Here is a 24540-nt window from a genome sequence, read left to right on the forward strand (position 1 = left end):
AGGACTTCGGCAATGTCAGCCATACCCATCGGGGCACCCGGGTGGCCGGATTTGGCTTTCTGTACCGCGTCCATGCTCAGCGCACGAATAGCGTTCGCCAGCTCTTTACGCGATGACATCGTCCGCCTCCTGTTTTTCCAGCAGCTCGCTGAGCATCGTCTCCAGCTTTTGCTGGTCCTGGGCAAACAGGCGAATGCCCTCCGCCAGCTTATCAACCGCCATCGGGTCCTGATTGTGCAGCCAGTAGAACTCGGACTCGGTCAGCGGCGACGGCGGCACTTCGCCGGCCTGCGGAGGCTCCAGCGCAACGCGAAGATCGCCCTCCATTCGGCTGAGCTCCTCCAGCAGCGCGGGGGCGATGGTCAGGCGATCGCAGCCGGCCAGCGCCATCACCTGCGCCGTTTTACGGAAGCTTGCGCCCATGATCACCGTCGGGTAGCGGTGCTTCTTATAGTAATCGTAAATATTGCGCACCGAGACCACGCCCGGATCGTTCTCCGCCACGTCGTCTTTCAGCAGATTACGTTCGCGATACCAGTCGTAAATTCGCCCGACGAAGGGTGAAATCAGCCACACTCCCGCTTCGGCGCAGGCACGCGCCTGGGCAAACGAAAAGAGCAGCGTCAGGTTGCAGTGAATGCCTTCGCGCTCCAGCTCCTCCGCCGCCTTAATCCCCTGCCACGTCGCCGCCAGCTTGATCAGCACGCGGGAGCGGTCGATTCCGGCCTGCTCGTACAGGCGGATCAGCTTGCGCGCTTTTGCCACGCACAGCCCGCGGTCGTAAGAGAGGCGGGCGTCCACCTCCGTCGACACCTTGCCCGGCACCTGGCCCAGCAGCTCGAGGCCAATATTTACCGCCAGCTTATCGCCGGCGTTAATCAGCCGCGTTTGCGCCGTGCCGCCCTGCTCGCAGGCCCAGGCGATAGCCTGCTCGATCAGCGGCCGGTAGAGCGGCTGCGCGGCGGCCTTCAGGATCAGCGACGGGTTGGTCGTGGCATCCTGCGGATGGTATTCACGGATAGCGGTGATATCGCCGCTGTCCGCAACGACGGTGGTCACTTCTTTCAGTTTTTCCAGAATGGTCATCGTGATGACTCCTTTATTCTTCAGCGCGGGCCGCACCGTCCGGGTGAACCAGCGTTTCGTAGTAATCGATACGCTGCACCTTCGGCCCGGAGCGCCCGGCTTCAAACTCGGCGGCAAGCCAGGTATCGACCAGCATCAGCGCCAGCTCGCTGCCCACCACCCGCGCTCCGAGGGTCATAATTTGCGCATTATTGCTTTTGCGGGCGCGATCGGCCGAGTAAACGTCATGACACTGCGCGGCGCGAATGCCGGGCACCTTATTCGCCACAATCGCCATCCCGATGCCGGTGCCGCAAAACAGCAGCCCGCGCTCAAAGGTGCCCTGGCGGATAGCCGAAGCCAGGTTAAAGGCGATATCCGGGTAGATCTGCTCATTTCCCGCCACGTCGTGGCTGAAATCAACGACCTCGATGTCCCGCTGCTGAAGATGTTCCTTTACCAGATTTTTCAGTCCGGTCGCAGCATCATCCGCACCGATTGCGACTTTCAACATTTTTCTTACCTCATCAATGACAGCGTTAGTATCAAACTTATGTTCAGAAGCCGCTCGTGTGATGGATTCAGGCTGGAATTCCCGGCCGCTTAACTGAACTAAAGTTCACTAGTTGTTCGTATGTAATAAGGTTTAGCAAGAAAACGACGGCTAAAAAAGGGGGGATCGCACAAAAAATAGCTTTATTAAGCAAATCACGACCGCGATCACATATCCACCTGCTGAACATTTGATTGAATCATGTGATCTGATAGCGTTCATTTGTGATGGTACAAATAGCCAGAAACTGGCGGCTGGGAAACTAAATACAAATCATCTGGAGAAGACAAAATGAGCTGGATTTTTAACCGACCGTCAGACTTTGCAAAAGAAATGGTGGCGGGCTTCGTCAGCGCGCACGCGTCAATGGTGCGCCAGGTTCCCGGCGGGGTCGTGCGCAACACCCAAAGCCGGCCGGGCGGCGTGGCTATCGTGGTCGGCGGCGGATCCGGGCACTACCCCGCCTTCGCCGGACTGGTAGGCCAGGGCCTGGCCCACGGCGCGGCCATGGGCAACCTTTTCGCCTCCCCTTCCGCGCAGCAAATCTGCTCCGTCGCGCGGGCGGCCAACAACGGCGGCGGCGTGCTGCTGATGTTCGGCAACTACGCCGGCGACGTGCTGCATTTCGGCCTCGCCTGCGAACGGCTGCGCGCCGAGGGGATCCCCTGTGAAACCATGGCTATCACCGACGATATCTCCAGCGCGCCGCTGGCTGAAAAAGAGAAGCGCCGCGGCGTAGCCGGCGATCTGGTGGTGTTTAAAGCCGCCGCCGCCGCCGCAGAGCGCGGCGATTCGCTGGCCGAGGTGCTGGCTATCTCCCGTCGCGCCAACGAGCAAACGCGCTCGCTAGGCCTGGCCTTCAGCGGCTGCACCTTCCCCGGCGCCGAGCACCCGCTGTTTACCATTCCGGAAGGGAAGATGGGCTTTGGCATGGGGATCCACGGCGAACCGGGCATTAGCGAACTGGACACCGTATCGTCGAACGAACTGGCGCAGATGCTCACCCGCACTCTGCTGGAAGAGCGTCCGCAGGCGATCGCGCAGACTAAAGGCGCGCGCCTGGGCGTCATTATTAACGGTCTCGGCTCGGTGAAGTATGAAGAGCTGTTCGTGTTCTGGCACGACGTGCAGCCGCTGCTGCAGGAAGCCGGCGTCGAAGTGACCGATATCCAGATTGGCGAGTTTGTCACCAGCTTTGATATGGCCGGAATGTCGATGACCTTCGTCTGGTTTGATGACGAGCTGGAGGCCCTGTGGCTTGCCCCCGCCACCGCTCCGGCCTTTAGCCGCGGCTCCGTTCTGCCGCACGTTCCCCTCGATCCGCAGCAGCTGGCGCAGAGCGGCGAGGTCACCATTCCCCAGGGCAGCGCGGAATCGAAAGAGGTCGCCGTCAAGGTGATGGGGATGATTGATGCCGTCGCGCAAACGGTGATTGATAACGCCGAAGAGTTTGGCCGTATCGACGCGATCGCCGGCGACGGCGACCACGGCATCGGTATGGAGCGCGGCGTCGTAGCCGCCCGCAGCGCGGCGAAAAAGGTGCTGGAACGGGGTGCCGGAGCCGGTACCCTGCTACAATTCGCCGCTGACGCCTGGGCAGACGAGGCCGGCGGCACCTCTGGTGCCATCTGGGGCGTGATCCTCAATACGCTGGGCATCACCATCGGCAATCAGGAAAAGCCTGACGCCGCGAGGGTGGCGCTGGCCATCTCGCAGGCCAACGCCGGGGTGATGCATTTTGGCAAAGCCAAACCCGGCGATAAAACCCTGGTCGACGTGCTGCTGCCGTTTAGCCAGGCGCTGAGCGCGGCAACGGACGAGGGTCTCTCTCTCGCAGAGGCCTGGGGCAAAGCCGAGTGCGTCGCCCGCCAGAGCGCGCAGGATACCGCCCAGCTGCTGCCAAAAATCGGCCGCGCCCGCCCGCTGGCGGAACGCAGCCTCGGCACGCCGGACGCCGGCGCGGTCTCGCTGGCGATGATCATCGCCGCGGTAGGCGCCTGCATGAGCGACAACCCTGAAACTGAAGAACATCGGGAGAACGTATGCCCCTAAGCCCCATCGTCGGCACCAGCCATAAAACCTATTTTGGCTATGGCCAAACCCACGCGTGGTGCCAGCAGGTTGCCGATCTGCTGCGCCAGCAGCCGGCAGAGCTGACGGCGCGGCTGCAGCTGTTCACCTTCCCGGCGATGCCGGCGGTCGCCGCGGCGCTGCGCTGCTTTGAAGGAACGGCGATGGCCACGGGAGCGCAGAACATCTGCGCCGCCCCGCCCGGCGCCTGGACCGGCGAGAGCAGCGCCGCCATGCTGCAGGAGATGGGCTGCCGCTACGTCGAGCTGGGCCATGCCGAACGGCGGCGCCACTTCGGCGAAACCACCGACATCATCAACCAGAAGATCGATATGGCCTACGCCACGCATCTCACGCCGGTCGTTTGTATTGGTGAAGACCAGCAGATGAGCGCCGAAGAGGCCGCCGCTTACGCCATCGGCCAGGTACAGGCGCTGCTGGCACACCGCGGAGACGGCGCGCTGCCGCCGACGATTTTTGCCTGGGAGCCGCAGTGGGCCATCGGCGCGCCAAAGCCCGCCAGCGACGACTATATCCGCCACGTCTGCCGGGAGCTGCGCGCGCATTTGCAGCAAAATTACGGCCCGCAGCTTCAGGTTATCTACGGCGGAAGCGCGGGCCCCGGCCTGCTCAGCCGCCTGTGGCCCGACGTTGACGGCATTTTCCTCGGCCGTTTTGCCCACCGGCCCGAGGACTTTGCGTCAATTCTTGCCGAAGCGCAGCAGATAGCGGCCGACCGCCCGGAGAGCTAGCCGCCCTTCCCAAAGCGCGACGGGGTTTGCAAAGAACCGTCGCGCTTACCCTGCTTGAGGTAAAAACGTTTCTGATATACTTTCAGCAAATGTTCACCCCCTAAACATTAATCTATCGCGTGGAGAAAGCAGCCGAATGGAAAAATCGAGCGCGTCCCAGGAGTATGAGCTACTCACCGAGATTGCCGTAGCCTACTACTGTGATGAAATAACGCAGGAAGAGATTGCCAACAAATTTGGCTTCTCGCGTATTAAGGTCGGACGTCTGCTAAAACGGGCAAAAGAAGAAGGGATCGTCGAGATCAACGTCCGCTACCACCCGATCTTCAGCACCCAGCTGGAGAAGCAGCTCAAAGATCGTTTCCCCATCACCCGCGCGCTGATCGCCCTCGACCATAACGATGAAGAGGAGCAGCGTCGCCAGGTTGCCACCCTCGTCTCCAGCCACCTCAACAACATGCTGAAAGATAACGTGGTGGTGGCGGTGGGTCAGGGTCGCAACGTGGCGGCGGTCGCGGAATTCTCCGGCACCATCCAGGCGCGCGACTGTCGCTTTATTTGCGGCATCGGCGGCACCCATCGGCCGGGTGATATCATCAACGCCGATCATATCAGCCGTCTGCTGGCGAAAAAATTTGGCGGCAGCAGCGAGTCGCTGTACGCACCGGCCTACGTCGAAAATATGCAGCTAAAAGAGCTGCTGCTGCAGAACGGCACCATTAAAGAGACGCTCGACCGCGCGCGCAAGGCCGATATTGCCCTGGTTGGCATCGGCGATATGAACGAAGAGAGCTACATGGTGAAGCTGGGCTGGTTCACGCCGCAGGAGATCAACGACGCCAGCATTAACCAGGGCGTTATCGGCGACGTAGCCGGTTACGACTTCTTCAACTCCCGCGGCGAGCACGTCAACACGGTGATGGACAACCGGGTGATTGGCCTGAGCGTTGAAGAGCTCAAGCAGATCCCCTGCGTGATTGCGATTGCGTCTGAAAATACCAAAGCGATGGCGATTATGGGCGCCCTGCGCACCGGGGCCGTCGACATCATCGCCACCAGCGCCCGCAACATTCGCACGATTTTAAGCATGAGCCAGTAATCCGCCGGGCTGATTGTTAGCCCGACAAATTGCCCCCTCAGTTAATCAGAACAGGCGGAAGCGGTATTCAACGATCGCTTCTGAGGCCAGGGTGTGGGTTCGGGTGTAGCGGCCGTCGGTCAGCACCGGCGTTTTTCCGCTGCTTTTGTACGACCAGCCCGGACCAAACATCAGCCATACCGTCAGGTTCTTAAAGCGCGGGTCGGAAGGAACCCAGCGGCTGAAGGCGCTAATTTCACCGCTGCGCACGTGATTACCCCGGTAGCTAAACTGGGCAATATTGCCGGCCAGGCCGATCGCCAGCTGCGGAGTCAGCTGGTAGTCAGAGATATTCGCCAGCATCAGCTCCCGGTCGCGCATGTAGTCATCGCCCGCATAGGCCATTGAGATAAACGTGCCGCGCGAGTTTTTGCTCATATGCCGCGGGTAGAAACCCACCTCGTTCGCTTTTTTAGCCTCGGTATAGCCGATGCCCCACCTGCTGCTCCAGCGCTGCGCTTTCCAGCTGGCATCAAGGGCGAAATGGCGGGCGCTATCATCGAAGTCGCGCCTGTTCGCGGGCATCGCGCGATACTCATCAAGCGCGCGGGTCGCGTATATCTGCATGCCGATATTCAGCGGCGCTATCGGTTTGAGATTGGCAAACAGCAGGTGGCGGCGCAGATAGTTATCGCTTTCGCCATAGCCATACTGCAGATCCAGATAGCGGCCTTTCCACAGCAGCTCGCCGCTGGCCAGGTGGTTAATTTCGCGCCCGGCGTTGGTCTGGAAATGCTTCTTGTCCGGCGAATTGCGATCCATCGAGTTTTCCATGTACGCGCCGCGCAGCGTCAGGTCGCCATAGCTCAGAGCGCCGCTCCAGCCGGAGTAGGTGGTCGGCGACAGCCGCGTCGAGGTCGAGATGACGCCATAGTTTTTCAGCACCTGCCAGCCCCAACGGGCGTTAAGCTGCATATCCGCGACGCGGTACTTCAGCTTAAGATTACGCTGGCCAAATTTAGAGAAGCCTTCGGCATTATTTTTACTATTACCGGGACCGTTATTGTAGAGCACGCCGCGAGAGTTAAAGTAATCGCTGGCTCCCAGCTTAACGGCGCCATAATAGATAATATCGGCGCCGAATATATCGTTAAAATAACCCGACTGATAATCCACGGCGATCCCCTGCCCCCACGCATTATGCACACGCTTAGGATTGGCGTTCTCTTCCTTAAGATATTTCCAGTAGTTTTTTAACGATAAGGTCATGTGCGAATCGTGGAAAAAAGGCTCACTAACAATGTCGTTCATTAGCGAAGAAGGCTGCTTAGCTTCATTCTTATTACCGCCCCAGGCGGCTGTCGAAGCGCTAAGGGCGATAAGCGCTGCGGTAACGTGAGTCAGATTCATAGTATCCCCCAGAGTCGGGCCGAACCGCATCCTTACCAACGGCGGGTAATAATGAGATACGGCCCAAAAAGAGTGCAGTAAGCGTTATTTTATTTTTCGCCGAGCGCCTGCTTTCCTGCCTCAACGTATTTTAACGAGCCGATCTCATCTACCCGATAGCGGCCGTTGTGATAGCTGATTTTGACCACCGCCGCGTTGGCTAACGGCTTATTTTTCGCCGGGTCGTCGGTGAGATCGGAGATCATTATCTGCATCGCCGTACCGGATGAAATCGCCAGAATATTTTTATCGCCGTCGGCTTTCGCCTGCGCAAGCATGGTCGCCAGCGCCGCCTGAACGCGCTGCTTCACCTGGTCGTAGCTCTCCGTCATCCTCCTGGGGTCGGCGCTGGCAAGCGCGTTCTGGCTATCGCGCACCGACAGCGTTCCGGCCTTCATCTCCCGGTACAGCGCCGCCGCGTCGGCCAGCCCCAGTTGACGGGCTCCCGCCGCGGCCATATCCCGATTCAGGCCGCCCTCGAACCCGCCGAAGAACGCTTCGCGAAGGCCCGCCAGCTCGGTCGGCCGAGAGTCGGCGATCCCCGCCTGCGCCATAATAACCGCCATCGTTTCGCGCTGCCGCCCGGCATCGCTGGTGTAGAAACTGTCGAATTTAATCCCTTTGAGCCCTTCGCCTAAATAGCGCGCCACCCGCCGTCCATCCTCGGTCAGCGGGGAGTCGGCCCATCCCTGAACGCGGTCAAAGGTATTAAGCAGCGTTTTCCCATGACGGGCAAAATAGATATTCACCGTATCGCTATCGGCGACCGGCGTTTTATTTTCCGCAGACCAGGCTACGCTGCTGGTCACCACGACTAAAGCTAACAGCCATTTTTTCATGTTATATCCTTGCGTTATTCACACCTGTAATAAAAACAAAAAACCCACGCTCAATAACGAAAGTGATAACCACCGTTTTCGCTATCTGACGTAGGTTTTGCCTGTATACACAGTAACAATCCAATTATGGCGACAATATCATCAATGCGGAGTAACGCCACTCTCTTTTATGGGGCAAATTAATAAATGTGATCGCACGCATATCCAGCAGGCTTAACGCAATATATTTAATCCAATATTCATACATCGACTAATAAGCCCCATACAGAAACATAACCTGCGCAGAAAACCCCCTGCGGCGAACATTATTAATAACAGCTTTATTTATTGAAGCCGCTCACAAAAAATAGTCCTTGCCTGGACGATGGCCGCAGCCTGGCGTATTTTCGTGGCTATCCGGGATTGTTACTGAACGCAGGCAAAACCTAAGATATCCGTCGCAGCGGCGCTGCTGGCAGGAGTCTTAGGTTTTTTTTTGCGTCCGATTCAGCCCTTCTATCAACATAAGGATCCAAAGTGAAAAAAATCATCCTCACCACCGCGCTGCTCTCCGCCGTCGCCTTCGCCGCCGGGGCGGCCCGGCCCGCGCTGAAAATACTGATCGTCAACGACGACGGCTGCGCCTCGCCGGGCAGCACCTCGCTGCAGGACAAACTGGCAGCCAAAGGCTACGACGTCTGGATGGTCGCCCCCGCCACCAACCAAAGCGGCATAGGTTCCGCCATTACCTTTAAAACCGGCAAGATCTTCGACCTGCAAAAGGTCGCCGACAGGCGCTACTGCTTCCCCGGCACCCCGGCGGACGCCGTTGACTTTGGGCTTAATGGCCTGCTGAAGGACGCGCCGCCGGACCTGGTTATCTCCGGCGTGAACGACGGCCCCAACACCGGCATGGCGCAGGTCAATTCCGGTACCGTCAGCGCCGCCGCCCGCGCCGTACGCTATGGCATCCCGGCGATCGCCGCCAGCATCGGCTATATCTTTAGCGATGAGGAGATGAAAAACGGCTGGCCGGCCACGCATCAATACTGGCCGGAGTCGGTCGATTACGTCGTCGGCGTAGTCGATACCCTCAGCGCCAAACGAACCCCGGGCGCGCCCGTCTTACCCAAAGGGTCCGGGCTGAGCATTAACTATCCGCCGCTGGCAAAAGCCGAGATCAAAGGCGTGCGCTACGTCGATAACGAAGCGTTCCCGACGCCGCAGATCGGCTATGAGCTGACGGCTGACGGCAAGGCGAAGCAGACCCTCAACCCGGCGGCGCTCGCGCCCACGCTTGACGATACTGACTCCGGCTGGCTCAACAAAGGCTATATCACCTATACCCTTTTTGACGGCGCGTGGAATGCCCCGCAGTTTACCGACCAGTACAAGGCGCTGTTAGGCCAGTGACGGCCGTCATCACCGCCCGCCCTGGGAGGAAAAAAGCTCAATAGGTTAAAAAACGGCGGCAAAGGCGCACGAAGTGAAGAGGAAGTTATAAATACGGCACTTACCATATTGTTTTTCAATATATAACGTGGTGCCAATGTCTGTACTCAGAAGCCTTCTCTTTTTCCTTGGCGCGGCCTTCGCCTCCGCCGTCGCGGTACTCTGTCTATGGATTGACGTACGGGTATTCGATAACAACATTGCGGAAATCTCGCTTACCGAAATCATGCAGGAGCTGGTGCTGGCGGCAATCGTGCTGATCCACTTCTGGCTGGCAAAGAGATATGCGCTGCTGCGCTCCTGCAATCTTCTCGTCGGCGGATTTTTCCTCGCGATGCTGATCCGCGAGCTGGACGCGGTCTTCGATCTGCTCTCCCACGGCAGCTGGGTCTGGTTTGCCCTGCTCTCCACGCTGTGTACGCTTATTTATCCGCTCATCCATTACCGTCAAACCCTTGCGCAGCTGGCGCAGTATACCCGCACGCCATACTACGGGATGATGCTCAGCGGGCTGCTGGCGGTGCTGGTCTTCTCGCGCCTGTTCGGCATGCACGGCCTGTGGTTCGCCATCCTGGCGCAAGATTACGCCCGGGCGGTGAAAAACGCCGTCGAAGAGGGCAGCGAGTCGTTTGGCTACATGCTGTGCCTGACGGCATCGATCGGCTACTACTGCTATTTTCGCTACCTCGCCCGCACTTCGGCCGCGGCCAGCGCCTGATAGCGCGGTGCCGCAATGACCCGGCGGCCTCTAGTAGTTCCACTTCGGCCTGGCGACGGTATTCTTCTTGAGTAAATTACGAAACTCTTTCAGATAGGGCTCGTTGCTGCGCCCGCGTTTGCAAATCGCCGAGAACGGCGACTGGAAGCCGAACTCGTTGGGCAGCAGCACCCGCAGCCGGTTCTCCTTGATCCACGGCCAGGCGTAGTGCTCCGGCAGGTAGCCGATATATTTCCCCGAGAGGATCAGCAGCAGCTGCGCATCGACCGTCTCCACGGTGGCGCTGCCTTTGCTGAAGCCGCGCCGCCGCAGATCGCTGGTATTCCAGTAGCTGCGGGTCACCAGCGGGCACTGGCTGATGTGCTCTTTCTCGAGCTGGCGGCTGAAGAACATCGGGTGCAGGTCGCTGCAGTAGAGCCAGTGCTGCTCGCGATAGAGCGGCTCGCTGATGATGTTATGCACCTGGGAGTTGTAGCTGCCGATCGCCAGATCGATATGGTTGTTGAGCACGCCGTTCAGCTGCTCCGCCGGGGTGCGGATAATCAGTTTGATGTGCACGTGAGGAAACTTATCGCTGAAGCTGCGCAGCACCACCGGCAGCGACAGCGCGGTTTCGGTTTCAATCGAGTCGAGGGTCGAGATGCAAATCGTGCCGCTGTGCTCGCCCTTCAGCAGCGCCGACTGGCGCTCCAGCTCGTTGAGCTCGCTTAGCACGCGAATCGCCTGCTGCAAAAACTGCTGCCCTTTCTCGGTCAAAGCGAAGCCGCCGCGCCCGCGCTGGCACAGGCTAAACCCGAGCTGGCCTTCCAGCTGGGACATCGCGTTGCTGATCGCCGACACCGAAATCCCCAGCTCCTGCTGGGCTCTGCCGTAGCTTTCCAGGCGGGCCACCGCCTCAAAAATCTGCAGCTGACGAATGTTAAGGCTGCCGTCGTTGAGCATGATTAGTTCACCATTAAATGAACTAAGTATTTACAGCAGACGATTTAAAGTCCAGCGCATCTTTCGCACTATCTCCTCATCGAGCATTGGTGACTCAGATTCAGGAGCTGAAATGGATAACGTCTTTCATCAACCGCAGGGTGGCAACGAGATGCCGCGCTTCGGCGGCCGCGCAACGATGATGCGCCTGCCTTTTATCGAAGATTTACAGGGGCTTGATGCGGCTTTCGTTGGCATCCCGCTGGATATCGGCACGTCGCAGCGCTCCGGCACCCGCTACGGACCGCGCTATATCCGCACCGAATCGGTGATGATTCGTCCCTACAACATGGCAACCGGCGCGGCGCCTTTTGAGTCGCTGTCGGTGGCCGATATCGGCGACGTGCCGATAAATACCTACAGCCTGCTCAAATCGGTGCAGATCATCGAGGATTACTACACCGCTTTAAATAGTTTCCCGCTCATCCCCCTGACCCTCGGGGGAGACCACACCATCACCCTGCCGATCCTGCGCGCCCTGACCAAAAAGCACGGCCCGGTGGGGCTGATTCACGTTGATGCCCACACCGACACCAACGATGAGATGTTCGGCGAGAAAATCGCCCACGGCACCACCTTCCGCCGCGCCGTCGAAGAGGGGCTGCTGGATCTCAAACGGGTGGTACAGATTGGCCAGCGCGCCCAGGGCTACGCCGCCGGCGACTTCCAGTGGGGCGTCGACCAGGGCTTTCGTCTGGTGCAGGCGGAGCAGTGCTGGCACCGGTCGCTGGCGCCGCTAATGGCGGAGGTTCGCCAGCAGATGGGCGATGGCCCGGTCTATCTCAGCTTCGATATCGACAGCCTCGACCCCATCTGGGCGCCCGGCACCGGCACGCCGGAAGTCGGCGGCCTGACCTCCATTCAGGCGCTGGAGATCGTCCGCGGCTGCCGCGGCCTGGACCTGATTGGCTGCGACCTGGTTGAGGTCTCCCCGCCCTACGACGTCAGCGGCAACACCTCCCAGCTGGCGGCCAACCTGCTGTATGAAATGCTCTGCGTCCTGCCGGGCGTGAAATATCCATAGGAGATTCAGAATGCAGCCAACCGCCCAGCCCACCCTGCAGCTCAAGGTTTTTCGCACCCTCTGGGGCGTGACGACCCCGTGGCAACAAACCCTCAGCGAGCTAAAAAGCGTCGGCTGCTGCGGCATCGAGGCGCGGGTCCCGCCGAGCGCCGATGAGCGGCAGACGCTGTCCCGGCGCCTGCAGGAGTCCGAACTGGAGTATATCGCCATCCTCTTCAGCGGCGGCGGCGTGATCCCGGCGCAGGCCGAGACGCCGCACCAGCATCTGGAGCGCTTAAAAAGCCGCTTTGCCGAGGCAAAGGCGCTGAACCCGCGCTTTGTCAATCTGCTGGCCGGCAACGACCGCTGGCCGCTGGCGCAGCAGGTGGATTTTCTCGGCCGGGCCCACGAGCTGGCCGCCGCCAGCGAACTGATCTGCAGCTTTGAGACCCATCGCGCCACCTCGCTGTATAGCCCGTGGCTGACCCTGGAAATTATCCAGCAGCTGCCGCAGCTGCGCTTTACCGCCGATATCAGCCACTGGCTGGTGGTGAGCGAGCGTCTGCTGGATGACCCCTGCGATGATTTCAGCGCCTTTATCGACCGCGTGCACCACGTCCAGGCCCGCGCCGGCTACGACCAGGGGCCGCAGGTGCCGCACCCGGCGGCGCCGGAATATCAGGCCGCGCTGCAGTTTCAGCAGCGCTTCTGGCAGCAGGTCTGGCAGTCGCAGCGCCGGCGCGGGTATCAGCAAACCACGCTGACCCCCGAGTTTGGCCCCGACGGCTATCTGCACCACCTGCCGTTTACCAACGTTCCGGTGGCCGATCTGTGGTCGCTGAATGCGTGGATGGCGGAACATGAACAGCAGCATTTTGCCGAGTTTTTATCGCTAACCGAAAAGGATCCGCAGCCATGAACGTCGCAAAAAGTTCTTTCACCGAGTTACCGACCATCGATATCAGCGATCTGGCCAGCGACAGTCTGGCAAAGCGCCAGGCCGTCGCCGACGCCATCGGCAAAGCGGCGCGGGAAGTCGGCTTTTTCTACATCACCGGCCACGGCATTGCCCCTGAGCTGATCGCCGGGATCCGCACGGCGGCCAAACGGCTCTTCGCCCTGCCGATGGATCAAAAGATGCAGTACTACATCGGCCACTCCCGCAGCCACAAAGGCTACGTCCCGGAAGGGGAAGAGATCTACGGCTCCGGTAAACCGGACCACAAAGAAGCGTTTGATATTGGCTTTCAGGCCGCGGATGACCACCCGTTTGTGCTGGCCGGCACGCCGCTGATTGGCGCCAACGAGTGGCCGCAGCTGCCCGAGTTTCAGTCCCGGGTGCTGGCCTACTATGAAGCGGTATTTGCCCTCGGCCATCGCCTGTTTGACGCCTTCGCCCTCGCCCTTGGCCTGCCGGAGGGCTATTTCAAGGCGATGGTGACCTGCCCGCCGTCGAAGCTGCGCCTGATCCACTACCCCTTTGACGCCAGCGCCGAAGACGTTCCCGGTATTGGTGCACACACCGATTACGAGTGCTTCACACTGCTGCTCGCCGACCAGCCGGGCCTTGAGGTGCTGAATGAAGATAGCGCCTGGATCGACGCGCCGCCGGCGAAGAGCGCCGCCGGAGAAGAGGCTTTCGTGATCAATATCGGCGACATGCTGGAAGTGCTAAGCGCTGGCACGTTTGTTGCTACAGCCCACCGTGTCCGCAAGGTGCCGCAGGAGCGCTACTCCTTCCCGCTGTTCTTCGCCTGCGATTACCACACCCTGATCCGCCCGCTGCCCAACTTTTTAACCGCCGGAGAGGCCAGCGACTATCAGGAACTGAGCATTGGCGAGCATATGTGGAGCCAGGCGCTGCAGACCTATCGCTACCTGCGCGAGAAGGTCAACAAAGGCGAGCTGCAGCTCCCGGAACGCGCCCGAGGCACCAACACCTTTGGTCATCTGAAAAAACAAGCCCAGCAAAAAACCGTTACTAACCCGTGAGGATACATGATGAAAAAAACGCTCCATAAGCTCTCGCGCCGTGTGGCGGTGGGCATTGCCGTCGCCGCCTGCTTTTCTCCGCTGACCCAGGCCGCAGAGCTGCTGACGGACGGCGTCTTTAAGGTCGGGATGGAGGTGACCTATCCGCCGTTTGAATCTTACGACAGCAATAACAACATCGTCGGCCTCGACCCGGAATTCGCCGCGCTGATTGCCGAGCAGCTGAAGGCCAAACCGCAGCTGATCGATACCAAATTCACCAGCCTGATCTTAGGGATTGGCAAGAAATACGACGCGGTGATCTCCGGAATGTACATCACGCCGGAGCGCCTTAAACAGGCCGACGCGGTGCCTTACGCCCTCTCCGGCGCGTCAATTATCGCCCTCAAGAGCGGCGAGATTCAGCCGAAAACGGAAGACGACCTGTGCGGCGTCAAGGTGGGGCTGCAGCAGGGCACCAGCTGGGTCGCCAGCCTGAAAAATCACTCCGACGAGTACTGCCTGAAAAACGGCAAACCGGCCATCAGCATTCAGGAGTTCCCGACCGCGCCGGAAGTCTCCCAGGCCCTGATATCGAAAAATATTAGCGCGCAGTTAGAGATCGCTCCGGCGGCGCAAATTCTTGTCGATAAGAGCCGCGGACGGCTGGCGATTAGCTCCACCCGGCTGGTCTACCCCCTGCCGCTGGGGATTTACGTCAGCAAAGGCAATAGCGAACTGGTGGAGGCGATTAAATCGACGTTAGCCACCTTAAAAGCCAACGGCAAATATGACGCCATCATCAAGAAATACAACTTAGAACGCATCGATTAAATACGATCAAGCCAATGCGCAACAGGAGTCGGTATGGAGTTCGATTGGGGATACTTTTTCTCGTTATTTAGCATTGGGGCATTCTGGCAGGCGTGCGTTACCGTCATCGTCGTCAGTTCATTGTCGTGGTTTATTGGCCTGGTATTAGGTTTTCTTTTAGCCTGCGCGAAGCTCTCCGGCCCGCGCTGGCTGAAGGTTCCCGTCGAACTCTATATTTGGTTTTTCCGCAGCGTGCCGCTAATGGTGCTGCTGGTGTTTGTCTATAACCTGCCGCAGCTGTTTCCGGCCACCCAGCCGCTGCTCGGGGTGCCGTTTATTGCCGGCCTGGTCTCGATGACCGTCACCGAGGCGGCCTATATGGCTGAGATTCATCGCGGCGGTTTAATCTCGGTGGCGAAGGGACAAAGCGAAGCCGGCCACGCCTTAAGCTTCAGCTTTATCGGCATTCAGCGCCTGATTATTATCCCGCAGGCGTTTCGCATCTCGCTGCCGACGATGATCAATGAATACATCACCATCATTAAGCTCAGCTCGATTTTATCGGTGATCTCGCTACCGGAACTGCTGCTCACCGGCCAGCGCCTCTACGCGCAGAACTTCCTCGTGATGGAGACGCTGCTGGCGGTGGCGGTGTACTACGTAATGGTGGTAACGCTGTTTACCTGGCTGTTCCGGGCGCTGGAAAACCGGCTTGATATTCAGCAAAAGCGCCCGCAAACCTTCAACGACGCCGAATGCGAGACCCTGCGCCAGAGCCTGAAAGCGCCGCCGCAGGCGGCGAAAGCCGAACCCGCCAGCGGCAGTCCGCCGGCTCTCGATCTGCGGGCGATCGCAAAATCCTGGGGCCAGCATCAGGTGCTGAAAGGCATCGATCTGAAGGTCGATAACGGCGAGGTCATCAGCATTATCGGGCCGTCCGGGTCGGGCAAAACCACCCTGATCCGCACCATCAACGCCCTGGAAAGCATCGATGGCGGGGAAATTATTCTCTACGGCGAAGATTACCTGAAAGGCGCAGCGATCGTCGATAAGCCGCAGATGCGCGCCGGCGTACGCCGCATCGGCATGGTTTTCCAGAGCTTCAACCTCTTTCCTCACCGCACGGTGCTCGACAACGTGATGCTGGCCCCGCTGTATCACAAGCTCGCCGATCGCCGCGTGGCAAAGGAGCAGGCCCTCTACCTGCTGGATCGCGTCGGGCTGCTGGCCCATGGCGAAAAATACCCCTGGCAGCTCTCCGGCGGCCAGCAGCAGCGCGTTGCCATCGCCAGGGCGCTGGCCTTGAAACCAGACATCATGCTGTTTGACGAACCCACCTCGGCGCTGGATCCGGAGCTGGTTGGTGAGGTGCTGAAGGTGATTCAGTCTCTCGCCCGCGAAGGGATGACGATGCTGATCGTCACCCATGAGATGGACTTCGCGTTATCCATTTCCGACCGGGTGGTGATGATGGAGAACGGCGTGGTGGTGAGCAATGTGCCGCCCCGGCGCATCCGCGACGGCGCCAGCGATCCGACACTGACCCGCATCCGTGAATTTATGGGAGTACAATAAATGGCTACTGAACGTGAACTGCGCCAGGATCTGGCCGCCGCCTACCGCCTGGCGGCGCTGTTTGGCTGGGAAGATACGCTCTATACCCACTTTTCCGTGCGCCTGCCCGGCGACGGTGAACCGCGGTTTCTGATTAACCCGTTCGGCATGATGTTCGACGAGGTGACCGCCAGCAATCTGATTGTCGTCGATATGCAGGGCAAGGTGGTGGAGGGTCACGCCCCGGCGAACTCGGCCGGTTTTACCATCCACAGCGCGGTGCATATGGCGCGGGAGGATGCCCACTGCGTGATCCACACCCATACGCTGCCGGGGATGGCGGTCGCCGCCTGCCAGGACGGTCTGCTGCAGCTTAACCAGATCAGCACCGAGTTTTATCAGCGCGTCGGCTATCACCCGTATGAAGGCGTGGCGTTTGACCTCGACGAACGCGAGCGTATTCAGCGCTCGCTCGGGGATAATATCGCCATGATTTTGCAGAGCCACGGGCTGCTGTCGGTCGGGCGCACCGTCGCCGATGCGTTTTACATCATGTACTACCTCAACCGCGCCTGCGAAATTCAGCTGGCCGCCGCCCAGCTCGCCCCGCTCAGCCCGATTCACCTCATCCCGGCGCACCTGAGCCAGCACGCCTGCGAACAGCTGATGGGCGTGGAGCACGAGCGCCAGCAGGTCTGGCAGGCGTGGCTGCGCCGCCTTAACCGCCTCGACACCGCTTATAAAGAGTAATGCCTATGCCGAACCTGACTATCGTTGTCGACTGCAATGACCCAAACTACGCCCGCGAGATTTGCGACGCGCTGCACCTTTTTCCCCACGTGACGGCGGTCCTGCCCGACCACCCGGCGGCAGGTCGCGCGGAGTATGCCAGCTGCTGGTTTCCCGACCCTCAGCTGCTGGCCCGCTCGCCGGATCTAAAGCTTATCCAGGCCGCTTCGGCCGGGGTCGACCACCTTCCCGCAGAGGTGTTCGCCAGCCAGGTTCCGCTATGCCGGGTGGTGGATGAAGATTTTCGTCACGGGATGTTCGAATACGCGCTGTGGGGCGTGCTGTGGTTTCAGCGCCACTTTGACCGCGCGCTGGCGCATCAGCGCGAGCGGGTGTGGCAGGCCTACCCGCAGCGGGCCGCCGCCGATTTTCGCGTCGGGGTGATGGGGCTCGGTGAAATCGGCGGCTACATCGCTACCAGCCTTGCCGGGCTGGGGTACTGCGTCTCCGGCTGGGCGCGAAGCGAAAAGCGCCTGGCGGGCGTGCGCTGCTACCACGGCGATGCGCAGGCCGCTGATTTCCTGGGCGAACTGGACGCGCTGATCAACGTGCTGCCGCTCACCGAGCAGACCCGCGGCATCCTCGCGCAGCCTCTGCTCGACCAGCTCCCGGAAGGCGCGGTGCTGATCAACTGCGGACGCGGCGAGCATATGGTGAATCACGACGTGCTGCAGGCGCTGGACAGCCGCCGGCTGGCGGGCGCGCTGCTGGACGTCTTCCCGGTCGAACCGCTGCCGGACGCCGACCCGCTGTGGTCGCATCCGCGGGTGGTCATCACCCCGCATATCGCCTCCATCGCCCCGGCGCAGGTGATCGCCCGCCAGCTGCTGGAAAATATTCAGCGCCAGCAGCAGGCGCTGCCGCTGAAAAATCTGGTCGATAAGCAGACGGGCTATTAACACCTTGCAACCTCTCTCCCCGCCCTGCGCCGGCGTCAGCTGCTACGCTTAATGGTCCGTTGCTTACACAATAAGGCCAGGGTTATGAAGATTGATTTATCGGGGAAGGTCGCGCTGGTGACCGCATCAACCGCGGGGATCGGCTTTGCCATCGCCAAAGGGCTGGCGGAGAGCGGCGCGGAGGTGGTGATTAACGGACGCAGCGAGCGCAGCGTTAACGAGGCCATCGCCCGTTTGCAAAACGAAGTTCCGGGCGCCAGCGCGCGTCCGGCGGTCGCCGACCTGAGCAATGCCCAGGGCGTGAATCAGCTGCTGCAGGCGCTGGTTGGCATCGATATTCTGGTCAACAACGCCGGCATCTATGGCCCGCAGGATTTCTATGCAACCGATGACGAAACCTGGGAAAACTACTGGCAGACCAACGTGATGTCCGGCGTGCGCCTGGCGCGCGCCCTGCTGCCGGGGATGGTGCAAAAGGGCTGGGGTCGGGTGGTATTTATCTCTTCGGAATCGGCGCGCAACATTCCGGCGGACATGATTCACTACGGGGTGACCAAAACCGCCCAGCTGTCGCTGGCACGCGGGCTGGCGAAATATGTCGCCGGCAGCGGCGTCACCGTCAACAGCGTGCTGCCGGGCCCCACCCTTTCCGACGGCTTTGCCGACATGATGAAAGAGGAAGTCGCCAGGACCGGGAAACCGCTGGAGCAGCTGGCGAAAGAGTTTGTCATGGCCCATCGCCCCGCGTCGGTGATTCAGCGCGCGGCGTCGGTGGAAGAGGTGGCGAATATGGTGGTGTACGTCTGCTCGACCCAGGCCTCGGCGACCTCGGGTGCGGCGCTGCGCGTTGACGGCGGCGTGGTGGACGATATCGTCTGATGACGCGACGCCCGTCCGCCGGCTAGCGGTCGGGCGTTTTTGACGACTCTTTTACGCTGGTCATTTCGTACTTACCCTCAGGATCCATGGCGTTGACCGCTTTTTGCAGCTCCGCCAGCGCAAACTTGAGGGAGGCAACCTCCTCTCGCAGCGCCTGCACTTCCTGTTCCTGAGTGGTACCCCGGCTGGTTTTGGGGAACGCTTCGAAGACGTCCTCTTCGAAAAACATACGAACCTGACGATTATCAACGTTGACCAGCTGGTACTTCAGCCGGCCGCTGTTGATCGCGTTATAGATAGTTTTACGACTCACCATCGCTAACTCTATGACGTCGCTGATTCGTAACATCTTGTCCCTCTTCGCTTCCGGCATCACCGTATTGAGCCCATCATTTTATCTTACTGCGTGACGATGGCATCGGTGAACACTTTTGCAATCTCCTCTGGCGTCATTTTAACGATTTCGTTAACGCGATCGCTATCGGCCAGCAGGGCGAACAAGGATTGAATAATTGCCACCTTTTCGCAGGTTTTATCAATGGCCATCATCACCACTATCTGCGGAACTACGGCCTCCTCGGGCTCATCGGTACGCTGGAACTCGACGCCCGCGAGGTTGATGCCGATGGCAAAACCGGTGCGGTTGACGTGCTCAAACTCGGTATGCGGGATGGCGACGCTGTGGGTCTCCATAAAAATTCCCGTCGGATAGACCTTTTCCCGCTCCAGCACCCCTTCGCTAAAGCTCGGCTTGACCAGGCCATCCGCCTGCAGGACTGCCGCCAGGCGGGTCAGCAGGTCCGTCCGGCTGACGGCCTCGGTGAACTTCACCACCCGCTGTGCGCTAAACATCATTTGCCCACCTCCGCATTTGCTTCAGCTAACTGCTCGTTTTCCTGCGCCAGCTTGCGCCGGTTCCACAGCACCAGGGCGAGGGTGCACAGGGTTAAAATGCCGACCCCAATCTCTTTTAGATGGAAGCTTTGAATGATGGCCCACGGCAGCATGGCTCCGGCGTAGTCGACGCTGCTGATGCTGGTGGTGCCCTGCGGCAGGGAGAAGCCGGTGCTCACCGCCGTGCTGGTGACAATCGGCGCCAGGCTGAGCGTCAGCAGGCCGGTAAGCAGCGTACGGAACATATCGCCCCGGCATACCGCGGTAACCAGCACAAAGGCAAACGGCAGGCCGGTTAACGAAGCGAAGGGCAGGAACTGGTTGCCCGGAATAATCGCCGCCAGCACCAGCATCACCGGGATCATCAGCATCGACACCGACAGCGTCACCGGATGGCCGACGCTGACCGCCGAATCGAGGCCGATAGCAATTTTACCAAAGGAGCCGGCGCGCGACTGGGCAATCTCCTGAATACGCTCGCTGATCGGGTAAACCCCTTCCATCAGCATTTTGGCCATGCGCGGAATAATGGTCATCACCGCCGCCATGGTAATCGCCGTTTGTAATATGGCCTTCACTTCGATACCGGCAATAATACCCAGCAGCGCCCCGATAATTGCGCCAAGCGACGCCGGATCGCCGAGAATAGAGAGCCTTTTCTGAATCACCTCGGTATCAATTTTAATATCGCGAATAACCGGGATACGATCGACAATGGCGTTCACCAGCCATGCCGCCGGAACAAATGAGGCGGAGAAACCATGCGGGACCGAAATAGACGGCAGGTTCAGGTATTTCTCAACATCGCCGCTGGTACGATCGGCAATAACCATCGTGATAATACAGTTAATCGCAGCCGCAAAAATACCCAGCCAGAGGCTATCGGTAATAATGGTGACCAGCGAACCGGTAAACGCGTGGTGCCACAGGTTCCAGATATCGACGTTCAGCACCCGGGTGGTTTTGCTGTACAGCATCAGCACGTTAATGGCCACGCACACCGGAATGACCAGCGCGCCAACCCGTGTCCCCATGGCCACCGCTGCCGCCGCGGGCCAGCCCACGTCCAGCACGGTGAGGTTCAGGCCGAAGCGCTCCACCAGCGCGTGGCTGACCGGCGTCAGGGAGTCGATCATCAGGTTAACGGTAATGCTTAAGCCGATAAAACCAATCCCCACCATTAAACCAGCTTTAAGGGCTTTGCTAAGCGACAGGCGTAATATCAGTCCGAGGATCATAAATATCAGCGGCATCATTACCGAGGCACCCAGGCCCACGATATAATCAACAATAAACATGGCTTAACCCTCGGCGAGAATTAATTCTTTCACGCTGCTGAAAACTTTATCGGTGCCCATGCCGGTCAACAGCGGCAGAGCGTTAATTACCGGAACGGAAAGCGCAACCGGTGAAGTCGAAACGATAAAATCAACGTCATCGCGCGTTTTCGCTTCCGCCACGGTGCCCTGGGAAATACGCACCTTAGCGAGGAGGTTTTCTTTTTTCAGGAAATCCTGCAGCTTATTTAAGGCAACGGTGCTGGTTGCTACGCCAGCGCCACAACAAATCATCATGTGTTTCATGAGTATTCCTCTCCATTTTGGTTGAGAGGATTAAATCATGATGGCGGGTTAAGAATTGTGATCGATGTGTAATTTTACACACTGAGTACACACAGAACGCCGTTAAACAAATAACACATTGATAATAAATAACATTTATTTATTCGGCTTTTTACCCCTTCACGCCGGTGGCCTGGATATAGCGCTGGGGCGAAACGCCCAGCTTTTTGCGAAACATGGCGATAAAGGCGCTGGCGCTGGCGTAGCCCAGCTCGTTTGCCAGGGTGCTCACCGCCACCCCGCGGGCAAGATTACACACCGCCTCCAGCAGGCGGATCTGCTGGCGCCATTCGGAAAAGCTCAGCTGCGTCTCTTCGCGAAACAGCCGCGCCAGGGTTCGCTCGCTGGCCCCCACCTTTTGCCCCCACCAGGCCAGGGTCGCCGCATGATCGAGCTCGCGGCATAGCGTATCGCACACCTGACGCACCCGGCGGTCGCTGGGCAGCGTCACGTGGCACAGGGCGCAGGCAGAGAGGCGCGCAAGCTCATCGCTCAGCAGGGCGTAAACCAGCGCCTGCCGCTCCGCCGCCAGCCCCTCTTCAAGACCGGCGGCGATAAGCGCGTGCAGCAGCGGCGTGGCGGACAGGCCGCGGCAGCGGTCGCCGAACCGTCGGGACGCCGGGGGCGTTAAGTAGAGATTTTGCGTGACCACGTGGTCAACCGCCTGCAGGCCGTGCGGCATGCCGCCGGGCAGCCAGACGGCGCGCCCCGGCGACAGCAGCCAGATATGCTGAGGGGTAACAATTTTCGCCACGCCGCGCAGGGCGTAGATCAGCTGCCCCTGTTCATGTTGATGAACCGGCTCTTCGCTGCCCGGGGTGTACTTCAGCTGGCGCAGCCCTTCGATCGCGTGCTGGGTTATCATCTTCACCTGCCCTTTGTCTGATTCTCACCATTTGTGCGTACTGCTGCGTTTAGAGACAACTTTTGTCCGAATGGCGACATCCAGGTGACCAATGGCGCTATTCTGCCACGGACGGGCTTCTCTTTTATAGTTGAATAATTATCATTTCCATCCAATTCTAAAAACAGTCGGAAATGATATGAGACAGCCTGGCAAGTTTTTCAGGGATAATCCGTTGAAAGTACTGGCATGTACGATCATCGCAGGATACAGCGGGCAGGCCTTTACTGCGGATAACGGGCAGGATAGCACAAAAGAACAGACGATGGTGGTCACCGCCGCTCCCGACGCCCAGGGGCAGGATGACGAAAGCAACATCGTCACCCATAGCGCGACGGCGGCCAGCAAATCCAGCCAGCTGATTAGCCGCACCGCGCAGAGTATTGCGGTCGTCACCCAGGCGCAAATTGAAGCCCAGGCGGCGAAAACGATCCCGGAAGCGCTGCGCTACGTCTCCGGCGTCTCGTCGGAAAGCTCCGGACCGGATACCCGTTTCGACACCATTATGGTGCGCGGATTTGAGGCCGACGAGTATCTCGACGGCCTGCGCCTGCCGCGCGAAGCCTGGTGGAGCCGGCCGGCGTGGGACCCGTTCCTGCTGTCGCGCATTGAGGTCGTCAAGGGCCCGGCCTCGGTGCTCTACGGCCAGGCTAACCCCGGCGGGATCGTCAACATGGTCAGCAAGACCCCGCAGGCCGAGCCCGGCGGCGAGGTGTACGTCACCACCGGCAACCACAGCCAGTTTGGTACCGGCTTCGACGCCACCGGCCCGCTGAACGATGATAAAACCCTGCTGGGCCGCGTCGCGGGCACCTTTTTCGATACCGAAACCCAGGTCGATCACACCCGCTATCAGCACTATGCCATCGCTCCGTCGCTAACCTGGCAGCCGAGCGACCGCACCAGCCTGACGCTCCTGGCGCAGCTGCGCAAGGACCCGGACAGCGGCTTCTACAACCAGATGCCGGTCTCCGGCACGCTGACGCATAACCCGAACGGCCAGATCTCCTCCAGCTTCTACGGCGGTCAGCCCGGCTTCGATAAGTACGAGCGCAAGCAGGGCAGCATCGGCTACCAGTTCCGCCACGACTTTAACGATACGGTCACCTTCCGCCAGAACCTGCGCTATATCAGCAGCACCGGCGACTACCTGATGGTCTATCCGTGGGGCGTGCACGCCGACGCGCCGCTGATCGACCGCTATTCGATGAACCTGAAGGAGACGATGGTCAACTTCGCGGTGGATAACCAGGCGGAGTTCCATCTGCAAACCGGCCCGCTGAAGCACACCCTGCTGGCCGGCATTGACCGCATGCACAGCTCGGTGCGCAGCCAGTCCGGCTACGGCGACGCCAGCCCGATCAACTATCGCGATCCGGACTACAGCACCCCGGTGGAAAAGCCGCCGTTCGACAGCAGCACCCACTCGACGATGGATCAGACCGGCCTCTATCTGCAGGATCAGCTGGAGTGGGATCGCTGGATCCTCAACCTCGCCGGGCGCTACGACGCGGCGAAAACCAAAAGCACCGACCTGCTTACCGACGCCCGCAGCGAGCGTAACGACTACGCCACCACCGGACGCGCCGGGCTGCTCTACCACTTCGATAACGGCCTCGCGCCCTACGTCAGCTACTCCACGTCGTTCGTGCCGAGCAGCAGCAGCGATTTCTACGGCCGCGCCTTTAAGCCCACCGAAGGTAAGCAGTCGGAGATTGGCCTGAAGTACGACCCGGTCGGCCTCGACGCCCTGTTTACCCTCGCGCTGTTTAACCTGCGCGAAACCAACGTCGCCACTCCGGACCCCGATCACGCCAACTACAGCGTGCAGACCGGCGAGATCCGCTCCCGGGGGATCGAGCTGGACGGGAAGATCAACATCACCCCGGCCTGGTCGGTGCTGGCCTCCTGGGCCTTAACCGATCCGCAGGTGATCAGCGCCAACGACGGCAGCGAAGGCAAGCATCCGGTGGGGATTGCCCGCAACAGCGCTAAGCTGTGGACGCAATATGCGCTCAGCGGCCCGCTGGACGGCTTCTCCATCGGCGGCGGCGTGCGCTACGTCGGCAGCAGCTACGCCACCACCGATAACAGCATGAAGGTCCCGGCCGCCACGGTGTACGATGCGCGATTGGGCTACCAGTGGCGCGAGTGGGGCGTGGCGCTTAACGCCGCCAACCTGACCAACAAAACCTATCTCGCCTCCTGCCAGGATAACGGCTGCGAATATGCGATGAAACGTCAGCTGGTCGCCACCCTGAACTACAAGTGGTAAC

At 59.8% G+C, this 24540-nt stretch carries 25 protein-coding genes; 14 read left to right on the top strand and 11 right to left on the bottom strand.

Features of this window, described 5'->3' with window-relative positions; translation table 11 throughout:
* The 3 genes from EDF75_RS17285 to EDF75_RS17295 all read right to left on the bottom strand — a co-directional run.
* On the bottom strand, positions 1–119 hold a 119-nt coding region (locus EDF75_RS17285), incomplete at its 3' end, for a hypothetical protein (RefSeq protein WP_171996282.1).
* A complete protein-coding gene (gene tal, locus EDF75_RS17290; RefSeq protein ID WP_133600286.1) occupies positions 106–1086 on the bottom strand; it encodes a transaldolase in 981 nt (326 codons plus the stop codon). The genes tal and EDF75_RS17285, both read right to left, overlap by 14 nt.
* A gap of 13 nt (positions 1087–1099) precedes the next feature.
* Entirely contained in the window at positions 1100–1579 is a 480-nt protein-coding gene (locus EDF75_RS17295) for an RpiB/LacA/LacB family sugar-phosphate isomerase (protein WP_045857825.1), read from the bottom strand.
* A 330-nt stretch (positions 1580–1909) separates the two neighbouring features.
* Between EDF75_RS17295 and EDF75_RS17300 the strand changes: the two genes are divergently transcribed.
* The 3 genes from EDF75_RS17300 (at position 1910) to EDF75_RS17310 (ending at position 5539) form a co-directional block, all read left to right on the top strand.
* A complete protein-coding gene (locus EDF75_RS17300; protein WP_133600287.1) occupies positions 1910–3670 on the top strand; it encodes a dihydroxyacetone kinase family protein in 1761 nt (586 codons plus the stop codon).
* A complete protein-coding gene (locus EDF75_RS17305) occupies positions 3661–4440 on the top strand; it encodes a triose-phosphate isomerase family protein (protein WP_133600288.1) in 780 nt (259 codons plus the stop codon). Before EDF75_RS17300 ends, EDF75_RS17305 begins: the two co-directional genes overlap by 10 nt.
* A 136-nt stretch (positions 4441–4576) precedes the next feature.
* Positions 4577–5539, top strand: coding sequence for a sugar-binding transcriptional regulator (locus tag EDF75_RS17310; protein ID WP_045857819.1), 963 nt, complete (start codon positions 4577–4579; stop codon positions 5537–5539).
* A 45-nt stretch (positions 5540–5584) separates the two neighbouring features.
* On the opposite strand, the gene EDF75_RS17315 is transcribed toward EDF75_RS17310, so the two are convergent.
* Together EDF75_RS17315 and EDF75_RS17320 are read right to left on the bottom strand one after the other, a co-directional pair.
* Positions 5585–6928: an OprD family outer membrane porin gene (locus EDF75_RS17315; RefSeq protein WP_133600289.1), complete on the bottom strand. Its 1344-nt coding sequence runs from the start codon at positions 6926–6928 to the stop codon at positions 5585–5587.
* Positions 6929–7017: 89 nt separating this feature from the next.
* Positions 7018–7806 carry a histidine phosphatase family protein gene (locus EDF75_RS17320; protein WP_133600290.1) on the bottom strand — a complete coding sequence of 263 codons (789 nt, stop codon included), beginning with the start codon at positions 7804–7806 and terminating at the stop codon, positions 7018–7020.
* Positions 7807–8322: 516 nt separating this feature from the next.
* On the opposite strand from EDF75_RS17320, the gene surE reads away from it, so the two are divergent.
* The gene (gene surE, locus EDF75_RS17325) at positions 8323–9198 is read left to right on the top strand and encodes a 5'/3'-nucleotidase SurE (protein ID WP_133600291.1); all 876 of its coding nucleotides are present in this window, start codon (positions 8323–8325) and stop codon (positions 9196–9198) included.
* A 136-nt stretch (positions 9199–9334) separates the two neighbouring features.
* Positions 9335–9955: a transporter gene (locus EDF75_RS17335; protein WP_133600292.1), complete on the top strand. Its 621-nt coding sequence runs from the start codon at positions 9335–9337 to the stop codon at positions 9953–9955.
* Positions 9956–9985: 30 nt separating this feature from the next.
* Here the strand turns inward: EDF75_RS17335 and EDF75_RS17340 are convergent, their stop codons facing one another.
* Positions 9986–10897, bottom strand: a complete 912-nt coding sequence (locus tag EDF75_RS17340) for a LysR family transcriptional regulator (RefSeq protein ID WP_133600293.1) — start codon at positions 10895–10897, stop codon at positions 9986–9988.
* 112 nt (positions 10898–11009) lie between these two features.
* Between EDF75_RS17340 and speB the strand changes: the two genes are divergently transcribed.
* From speB to EDF75_RS17380, 8 genes are all read left to right on the top strand, one after another.
* Positions 11010–11960 (top strand): agmatinase, encoded by a 951-nt coding sequence (gene speB, locus EDF75_RS17345; protein WP_123708506.1) that lies wholly within the window; start codon positions 11010–11012, stop codon positions 11958–11960.
* A 34-nt stretch (positions 11961–11994) separates the two neighbouring features.
* Positions 11995–12858: a sugar phosphate isomerase/epimerase family protein gene (locus EDF75_RS17350; RefSeq protein ID WP_133600571.1), complete on the top strand. Its 864-nt coding sequence runs from the start codon at positions 11995–11997 to the stop codon at positions 12856–12858.
* Entirely contained in the window at positions 12855–13931 is a 1077-nt protein-coding gene (locus EDF75_RS17355) for an isopenicillin N synthase family dioxygenase (RefSeq protein ID WP_133600294.1), read from the top strand. The genes EDF75_RS17350 and EDF75_RS17355 overlap by 4 nt, the downstream gene beginning before the upstream one ends.
* A 9-nt stretch (positions 13932–13940) precedes the next feature.
* On the top strand, positions 13941–14744 hold the full coding sequence (locus EDF75_RS17360) for an ABC transporter substrate-binding protein (RefSeq protein ID WP_133600295.1): 804 nt from the start codon (positions 13941–13943) through the stop codon (positions 14742–14744).
* A gap of 33 nt (positions 14745–14777) precedes the next feature.
* Positions 14778–16298: an amino acid ABC transporter permease/ATP-binding protein gene (locus tag EDF75_RS17365; RefSeq protein ID WP_133600296.1), complete on the top strand. Its 1521-nt coding sequence runs from the start codon at positions 14778–14780 to the stop codon at positions 16296–16298.
* Positions 16299–17027, top strand: coding sequence for a class II aldolase/adducin family protein (locus tag EDF75_RS17370; protein ID WP_133600297.1), 729 nt, complete (start codon positions 16299–16301; stop codon positions 17025–17027).
* A 5-nt stretch (positions 17028–17032) separates the two neighbouring features.
* Positions 17033–17965, top strand: coding sequence for a 2-hydroxyacid dehydrogenase (locus tag EDF75_RS17375; protein ID WP_133600298.1), 933 nt, complete (start codon positions 17033–17035; stop codon positions 17963–17965).
* Positions 17966–18049: 84 nt separating this feature from the next.
* Positions 18050–18844 (top strand): SDR family NAD(P)-dependent oxidoreductase, encoded by a 795-nt coding sequence (locus tag EDF75_RS17380; RefSeq protein ID WP_133600299.1) that lies wholly within the window; start codon positions 18050–18052, stop codon positions 18842–18844.
* 22 nt (positions 18845–18866) lie between these two features.
* Here the strand turns inward: EDF75_RS17380 and EDF75_RS17385 are convergent, their stop codons facing one another.
* The 5 genes from EDF75_RS17385 to EDF75_RS17405 form a co-directional block, all read right to left on the bottom strand.
* On the bottom strand, positions 18867–19193 hold the full coding sequence (locus EDF75_RS17385; RefSeq protein ID WP_133600300.1) for a MerR family transcriptional regulator: 327 nt from the start codon (positions 19191–19193) through the stop codon (positions 18867–18869).
* A 50-nt stretch (positions 19194–19243) separates the two neighbouring features.
* The gene (locus EDF75_RS17390) at positions 19244–19699 is read right to left on the bottom strand and encodes a PTS sugar transporter subunit IIA (RefSeq protein ID WP_133600301.1); all 456 of its coding nucleotides are present in this window, start codon (positions 19697–19699) and stop codon (positions 19244–19246) included.
* The gene (locus EDF75_RS17395; protein ID WP_133600302.1) at positions 19696–21036 is read right to left on the bottom strand and encodes a PTS galactitol transporter subunit IIC; all 1341 of its coding nucleotides are present in this window, start codon (positions 21034–21036) and stop codon (positions 19696–19698) included. The genes EDF75_RS17390 and EDF75_RS17395 overlap by 4 nt, the downstream gene beginning before the upstream one ends.
* Before the next feature lie 3 nt (positions 21037–21039).
* Positions 21040–21321 carry a PTS sugar transporter subunit IIB gene (locus EDF75_RS17400; protein WP_076946096.1) on the bottom strand — a complete coding sequence of 94 codons (282 nt, stop codon included), beginning with the start codon at positions 21319–21321 and terminating at the stop codon, positions 21040–21042.
* A gap of 151 nt (positions 21322–21472) precedes the next feature.
* On the bottom strand, positions 21473–22225 hold the full coding sequence (locus EDF75_RS17405; RefSeq protein ID WP_133600303.1) for an AraC family transcriptional regulator: 753 nt from the start codon (positions 22223–22225) through the stop codon (positions 21473–21475).
* 214 nt (positions 22226–22439) lie between these two features.
* On the opposite strand from EDF75_RS17405, the gene EDF75_RS17410 reads away from it, so the two are divergent.
* Positions 22440–24539 carry a TonB-dependent siderophore receptor gene (locus EDF75_RS17410; RefSeq protein ID WP_243733543.1) on the top strand — a complete coding sequence of 700 codons (2100 nt, stop codon included), beginning with the start codon at positions 22440–22442 and terminating at the stop codon, positions 24537–24539.
* The last annotated feature ends 1 nt before the right edge of the window (position 24540 follow it).

The organism is Klebsiella sp. BIGb0149 (assembly GCF_004362605.1).
Lineage (GTDB): Bacteria > Pseudomonadota > Gammaproteobacteria > Enterobacterales > Enterobacteriaceae > Klebsiella > Klebsiella terrigena.